General features: G+C 67.3%; 1 protein-coding gene. It reads right to left on the bottom strand.

Annotated features, from left to right (window positions below; genetic code table 11):
• The coding region (locus G6022_RS14480; protein ID WP_182691839.1) for an alpha/beta hydrolase at positions 1–723 on the bottom strand (723 nt) is incomplete at its 3' end.
• Positions 724–768: the final 45 nt, after the last annotated feature.

The raw sequence follows: 768 nt of genomic DNA, 5'->3' as shown, positions 1-768 counted from the left end.
GTCGGCGGTGCCCTGCAGCCAGAGCACAGGGCAGTGCACGTCGCTCAACCGTGCCTCCAGGCCGTCGCGGTCGCGGAGGTTGATGGAGCTGGTGCGCAGGCGCCGCCGACCCTCGTCTCGTCGATAGTTAATGCGATAGGTCTGGATCCAGAAGTCACGCTCGGCGTCGGAGACGTTCTCGCCGAGGCCGGCACCGAGTACCGCCACCACGAAGTCGTCGTCCACCACCCAGTCCTCGCCGACGGGCTCGGCGAGCGCCTCGATGGCGGGGCTGCAGAACTCGGAGCCGTTCCAGCAGCCGCGTTCCATACTGGCCGGGCTCTCGTAATCCATGGAGGTGCCGCAGATGATGATGCCCTCGACCGCGCCGGGGTTGAGCAACGCCATGCGGGTGGCGATCCACCCGCCCTGCGAGGTACCGAGGGCGAACGCCTTGGAGATCCCCAGGGCGTCGAGCACCTGCAGGTTGGCGATCGCGCTGTCCCAGTAGGTGAAGTGCCGGTACCGGGCGCGGGTCTCCCCGTGGCCGTAGGGCTCGATCGCCAACAGGTTCATCCGCGAGGCGAGCTCCTCGTTGGCGAACTGCGGCCGGTACAGCTCGACCGAGGTGGTGAACGAGTTGATCATCACCAGCGTGGGCAGGGCGGGGTCGTACTGCCGGGCGAACGAGTAGCCGATGGTCGATCCGCCCAGGTGGGGGATGTCGATGGTCTGCGTTGTCATGGCGGAGTCCTTCTGGAGGGGAGTGCGCGAGGGGTACTCGAACCA

The organism is Dietzia sp. Cai40, assembly GCF_014145165.1.
GTDB lineage: Bacteria > Actinomycetota > Actinomycetes > Mycobacteriales > Mycobacteriaceae > Dietzia > Dietzia natronolimnaea.
This window is presented reverse-complemented; position numbering and strand designations above follow the sequence as displayed.